Annotated in this window: 5 protein-coding genes; 1 reads left to right on the top strand and 4 read right to left on the bottom strand. The window is 72.7% G+C overall.

Features of this window, described 5'->3' with window-relative positions; all coding sequences use genetic code 11:
• Positions 1 to 168: 168 nt before the first annotated feature.
• The 3 genes from ACFV04_RS21275 to ACFV04_RS21265 form a co-directional block, all read right to left on the bottom strand.
• On the bottom strand, positions 169 to 1,329 hold the full coding sequence (locus ACFV04_RS21275) for an alpha/beta hydrolase (protein ID WP_380531143.1): 1,161 nt from the start codon (positions 1,327 to 1,329) through the stop codon (positions 169 to 171).
• A gap of 327 nt (positions 1,330 to 1,656) precedes the next feature.
• Positions 1,657 to 2,640 (bottom strand): alpha/beta hydrolase, encoded by a 984-nt coding sequence (locus ACFV04_RS21270; RefSeq protein ID WP_380531141.1) that lies wholly within the window; start codon positions 2,638 to 2,640, stop codon positions 1,657 to 1,659.
• 28 nt (positions 2,641 to 2,668) lie between these two features.
• Positions 2,669 to 3,736: an alcohol dehydrogenase catalytic domain-containing protein gene (locus ACFV04_RS21265; protein ID WP_380531138.1), complete on the bottom strand. Its 1,068-nt coding sequence runs from the start codon at positions 3,734 to 3,736 to the stop codon at positions 2,669 to 2,671.
• A 156-nt stretch (positions 3,737 to 3,892) separates the two neighbouring features.
• Here ACFV04_RS21265 and ACFV04_RS21260 point away from each other — a divergent pair, with 156 nt between their 5' ends.
• Positions 3,893 to 4,528, top strand: coding sequence for a CGNR zinc finger domain-containing protein (locus ACFV04_RS21260; RefSeq protein WP_380531135.1), 636 nt, complete (start codon positions 3,893 to 3,895; stop codon positions 4,526 to 4,528).
• Between the two features lie 258 nt (positions 4,529 to 4,786).
• On the opposite strand, the gene ACFV04_RS21255 is transcribed toward ACFV04_RS21260, so the two are convergent.
• Positions 4,787 to 5,329 (bottom strand): hypothetical protein, encoded by a 543-nt coding sequence (locus ACFV04_RS21255; RefSeq protein WP_380531132.1) that lies wholly within the window; start codon positions 5,327 to 5,329, stop codon positions 4,787 to 4,789.
• Positions 5,330 to 5,660 lie beyond the last annotated feature (331 nt).

Raw genomic sequence — 5,660 nt, 5'->3', positions numbered from 1 at the left:
CCGTCTTCGCGCCGTGCGTGGGGCGGGGCGCGGCCGCGCGCCCCCCGCCGCCCCCCCCCCCCCCCCCCCCGGGCCCCCGCCGGGGGGCGGCGGGGGGGGGGGGGGGGGCGCCCCCCCCCCCCCCCCCCCCCCCCACGCCGGGTTACGGGCGCCGCGCCGACCGGCCCGTCAGCGCGGCGGGATGATGCCCGTCAGCCAGCGGAAGGTGGGGACGACCAGCGGCTTCCAGGTCGAGGTCAGGTGCGCGCCGGTGGTCTCGAACGGGGTGACGGTGGTCGGACTCTTCGCCGCCTGCTGGAGGGCGGTGGCGTCCTCCAGCCCGTCGCCGCGCCTGCCGGTGACGTAGAGCGCGACGTTCGGCGGGGTCGCGGCGTGGGTGAGGATGTGCAGCGGGTTGGCGCTCTCGCGCATCTTCGGGTCCTTGGCGGTCAGTGATTTCGGCTCGCCGGCCGGGTCGTTGTAGCCGGACATGCTGATCGCGGCGCGGAAGCGGTTGGGGTGGAGGAGCGCGAGGCGCAGGGCGCAGTGGGCGCCGGCCGAGTAGCCGGACACGGCCCAGCGGTCGGAGGTGGTGTCGGCCCGGAAGTTGTCGACGATCATCTGCGGGACGTCCCGCGAGAACCAGGTGTCGGCGTTGACCTTGCCGGGGACGTCGGCGCACCCGGTGTCGATGTTGCTGTCGAGGATGGTGACGCGCGGGGCGACCAGGATGAACGGCGTCACCTGGCCGGACTTCATCAGCGGTTCGAGCTGCTTGGTCGCCTCCATCGCGTCGCCGAACCAGGCGCTGGAGGATCCGGGGAACCCGGCGAGGAGTTCGACCACCGGGAAGGTCTTGTCCTTGTAGGCCGGGTCGTCGTACTGCGGCGGCGTCCAGACCAGCACCTCGCCGTCGACCCCCGAGAGCCTGCCCTTGAGGTCGGCCTGCTTCACGTTCTTGGGCACCGCGTCCGAGTCGGGCGCGTGGAAGGCCTGCGGCACCTTCGGCGCGCCGGAGCCGGACGGGCCGCGGTCCCCGGCGAGGCCCTCGTCCTTCGGGGGCACGGGCACGGACCGGACGTGACTGGCGGTGCCGAGCAGGTCGCCCCAGTTGTCGTAGAGCTGGTTCTCGTCGTTGACGATCACGAAGACCATGGCCACGGCGGTGAACTGGCAGAGCAGCACGGTCCCGAGGTACGAGAGTGCGCGCAGCGGCGTGCGTCGTCCGTCCGCTGTCCGCGCCCGCCCGAGGACGGGGCCTCTGCCCAGCCATTGCGCCATGGCCAGCGCTATGGACGCCGCGAACACCACGACGGTGACGACGAGGAAGGGAGTGCCGGTGAGGTTCATCGTGTTTCGTGCCCGGTTTCTGTGCCGTCCGGGCCCGAGTACCCGGTCTCATGGGTGGACAGCGTGGGACGGCTGTTCGGTTGCCTGTTCCTGGGCGTTTCCTGGGAGCTCTCGGCGGCGGGCCGATCGGACGCCCCGGGCAGCGGTGGAACGGTCGGTGGCCGGCCGCGGGAAGTCGGTGACTGCGCGTCATCCATCGTGTGGGTCGCCCCAGGACGGCGGCCCGTCCCTGCCGGCCCCGGATCCTTCGGCCGGGGCCCGCCGCAGGTGCGGTGTCAGGCGGAGGTGCGGGGCCTGCCGGGGTGCGGTATCAGGCGGGGTGCGGTGTCAGGCGGGGGTCGGTGCGGTGCGGAACCTGCGGTCGAGGTAGTCGAGCCAGGTCCGGTGGAAGGTGACGGCCAGTCGGGAGCGGGGGGCGATGACGTCGAAGGCGTGGTAGGCGCCGGGGTAGAGGTGGAGCTCGACGGGGACGCCCTGGGCGCGCAGGCGGGCGGCGTAGTCGAGGTCCTCGTCCCGGAAGCAGTCGAGGTCGCCGACGGCGATGAACGTGGGCGGCAGGGCGCCGAGGTCGGCGGCGCGGGCGGGAGCCTCGTACGGGCGGACGTCGTCGGTGCCGGCGCGGTCGCCCAGGATCGCCTTCCAGGCCAGGAGGTTGGTCGAGCGGTCCCAGATGCCGATGTCGGTGATCTCGTGGCTCGACGCGGTGTGGTTGCGGTCGTCGAGCATGGGATACGTCAGTGCCTGGAAGAGGGGGGTCGCGCCGCCGCGGTCGCGGATCAGGAGAGCGGTGGCCGCCGCGACGCCTCCGCCGCCGCTCTGGCCGGCGATGCCGATGCGGGTTCCGTCCAGGCCCAGGACGTCGGCCTCGCGGCTGAGCCACCGGTAGGCGGTGAAGCCGTCCTCGGCGGCGCCGGGGGCGGGTGTTTCCGGGGCGAGCCGGTAGTCGACCACGGCGACGGCGCAGCCGAGGCTCACGCTCAGCGGGGTGAGCCAGGGGTCGTCCTGGGCGGCGAAGCCGAGGACCTGCCCGCCGCCGTGGAACCAGAGCAGCACCGGCAGCGGTCCCGGCGCGTCCGTGGGCCGCAGCAGGCGGATCGGTACGTCGGGGCCGTCCGTCCGGCTCGCGAGGTGTTCCTCGACGGTGACGGACGGGTCGGCGGGCATGCTGTCGGCGGCGGATTCGGCCTGGGCGCGGAAGGCCGCGCGCGTCGTGGCGAGGTCGGTCAGGTCGAACGCGCCGTTGGGGGTCATGGGGACCGCGTCGAGTGCCAGGCTCAGCTCCTGGTCCATCAGCGGGCGGGAATCGGGCATGGTCGTGCCTACTCTCCTGGGAGGTGGTTCAGGGGCGGAAGGCGTCGATGACGACGACACCGGTGGGCCCGTACGTCTCCAGGGACTCCAGGACCTCGCTCGCCTCGTGGAGGGCGACGGTGCGCGAGACGATGCGGCCGGGGCTGAGGCGGCCGGCGGCGATCATGTTCAGCATCGTGCCGAACCGGCGGCCCTGCATGCCGAACGCGCTCAGGAACTCCAGTTCCTTGACCATCATGATGTCGACCGGCAGCGGGACGTTCCCCTGCTCCGCGGCGGTGGTGTGCCCGAGTTGGAGGTGGCGGCCGCGGGTGCGCAGCGACAGGACGGAGTTGCGGCAGGCGGCGGCGATGCCCACGGCGTCGACGGACACGTGCGCGCCGCCGCCGGTGAGGGTCTTCACGGCCTCGGCGGGGTCGGTCGTTGCCGCGTTGACGGTGTGGACCGCGCCGAGCGCGCGGGCGGCGTCCAGTTTGTCCTGCGTGATGTCGATCGCGATGACGTTGGCGCCCGTCGCCGCGGCGATCTCCACCGTCGACAGGCCCGTGCCGCCTCCGGCGCCGTACACCGCGACCCATTCGCCGCCGCGGACCTGCGCCTGGTCGACGATCCCGTGGAAGGCCGTCATGTAGCGGCAGGCCAGCGCGGCGACGTCCACGAAGTCGACGCCCTCGGGTACGTGGACCAGGTTGACGTCGGCGAAGCGGACCATGACGTACTCGGCGAAGGCGCCCCAGTAGGACACCCCGGGCACGAGCGCGTCCACGTGGTCGCAGACGTGCTGGTTGCCGCTGCGGCACATCTCGCACGAGCCCTCGCCGGGGTTCATCGGGAAGATGACGCGGTCGCCCTCCTTCCATCCCCGCACCTCGCGGCCGACCTCGACGACGGTGCCGGCGAATTCGTGGCCGAGGACGAACGGGGCCTCGACCCGCGGTCCGCCCGTCCAGAACTGCCCGGCCCACAGGGCCCAGTCGGTCCGGCAGATCCCGTTGGCCCCGACGCGGACGATCGCGCCGTCCGGCGGGCAGGCGGGATCGGGCACGTCGCGGACGACGAGCGGCTTGTGGAGTTCCTCGATGACTGCGGCGCGCATGGCGCGGCCTCCTCGTGCTGTGGGGAGAAGTTGCGGGAAGCGGGGGCGAGTTGAGGGGGAGGGGAGAACAAGCGACCGAAAGTCTACCGGTTCAAGCGGTGGACCTGGAAGCTAGTCGTTTGCCCGGAGTCATGTCAACCGCATAGAGTGGTGGACATGGAGGACGTGAACGGCGAGACGGACCGGGACCGCGACGACGGCGGCCGCGAGGGGCGTCAGCGCGCCAAGGCCGACTTCCGCTTCGACGACGCGCGGCTGTGCTTCGCCTTCGCCGGCACCCTGGCCGACCGCGGCACCGACACCCCCTTCGAACGACTCGCCCGGCCCGAGGACTTGAGCCGGTGGGCCGTGCAGAGCGCCTGCACGACAACCGCGCCGCCCTGCACCGAGGCCGACCTGGACCGCGCCAGGCACCTGCGCGAGGCGATCCAGCGCACCGGCCGCGCCCTGGCGGACGCCCTGCCGCCCTCCCCCACCGACATCGCACTCGTCAACCGCGCCGCCACCGAGCCACCCTCGGTACCCGAACTCGCGCCCGACGCGACCACCGTGCGCTGGCACGGCGACGCGATCGCGGCAGTGCTCTCGATGGTCGCCCGGGACCTGATCACCCTCTGCGCGTCCGAACACCGCACCCGCGTCCGCATCTGCGGAAACCCCGACTGCGGCACCCCCTTCGTCGACACCTCCCGCGCGAGCGCACGCCGCTGGTGTTCCATGAAGACCTGCGGTGCCCTCGCCAAGAAGCGCGCCTACCGGGCGAAACTGAACACACCCGCCCACAGCGCCTAGCACTCCGGCAGGACTTCGACGTTCCTCCTGCTCAGAGGCCGTCTGCGGCGAACACAACGGACTGACGCTCCATCAGGAACGGTCCTCGGCGGACCGCCCCTCGGTCATGTGCGGCCGACGCTGCCCCTCCGGCGAGATCTCCCCCGCCGGCGAGATTTCCCCGGCAGCGAGATCTCCCCGTCGGCAGGCCGCCGGAGCGGCGTCGCAAACCATCACCCGGTTCGGGAAGTGCCGCGGCTCCGCCCGCCGTGCGGGCCGTCAGGGACGGACAGGCGCCGGGATACGGGCCACCAGCTCACGGGCGACCTGCATCAGGTCCGCGGTGACCTCCTGCGGCAGCCACTGCTTGCCGTTGCGCCCCCGGTGCCTCGTCACCGCGTCGATGACAGGGGCCAGTTCCTCGCACCACCCGTAGGCCTCCGCGACCTCGAAGAAGATCAGCGATATGCCTTCGAGGGGGTCGAGCCACCCACCGACGACCTCGGCGGCCCACCACCGGGCGAGCGCCAGACGGCCCTCCCAGTAGCCGGCGGGCGGGTGGAAACCGAAACCGAGTTCCTCCATCACCCCGCCGAACAGCTCCGGGGCCTGCTCATGCTCGGAACTGCCCAACGCGGCCAGGTGCCACAACGACGGCGTGTCGACGCCCGCACTCACGGCACGGATCGCGGCATCGATCAGGAACCCCGGGGCCTCATGCCCGCCGTCGACCCAGCCATGGGCGATCTCCCGCAGTTCCCGCACCGCCCGGGCCGCCTGCACCGCCCGGGTCACCGCTTCGGGGGCTTCACTCGTCGACATGGCCGCATCCTGCCACGCGACTTGCACGAAGCCCCTTTGCCCGTCCTCCGCCGGTCCAGCACTGTGACGGTCCAGGACTGTGACGGTCCAGGGCTGTGACGGTCTTGGCCTGCGGGCCGAGCGGTGGACGATCCGATCTGTGTGACTGCTGCCTTCCGCTGTCGGACCACTGCCGGCTTCGGTGCTCGCGAAGGTCCCGTCACTGATCAGCAGCGCATGCGCAACGGCGGGGGGCGGCCCCCGGGTGGGGGACCCCCCGCGGCACACGGCCGGGGGGGTTATCAAGGGTGGTGGGGGGGGCACCCCCGGGGGGGGGGGGGGGGGGGGTTGT

This window comes from Kitasatospora sp. NPDC059599 (assembly GCF_042735125.1).
Taxonomy (GTDB): Bacteria; Actinomycetota; Actinomycetes; order Streptomycetales; family Streptomycetaceae; genus Kitasatospora.
The sequence above is the reverse complement of the archived record's forward strand: the minus strand, read 5'-3'. Positions and strand labels throughout refer to the sequence as shown.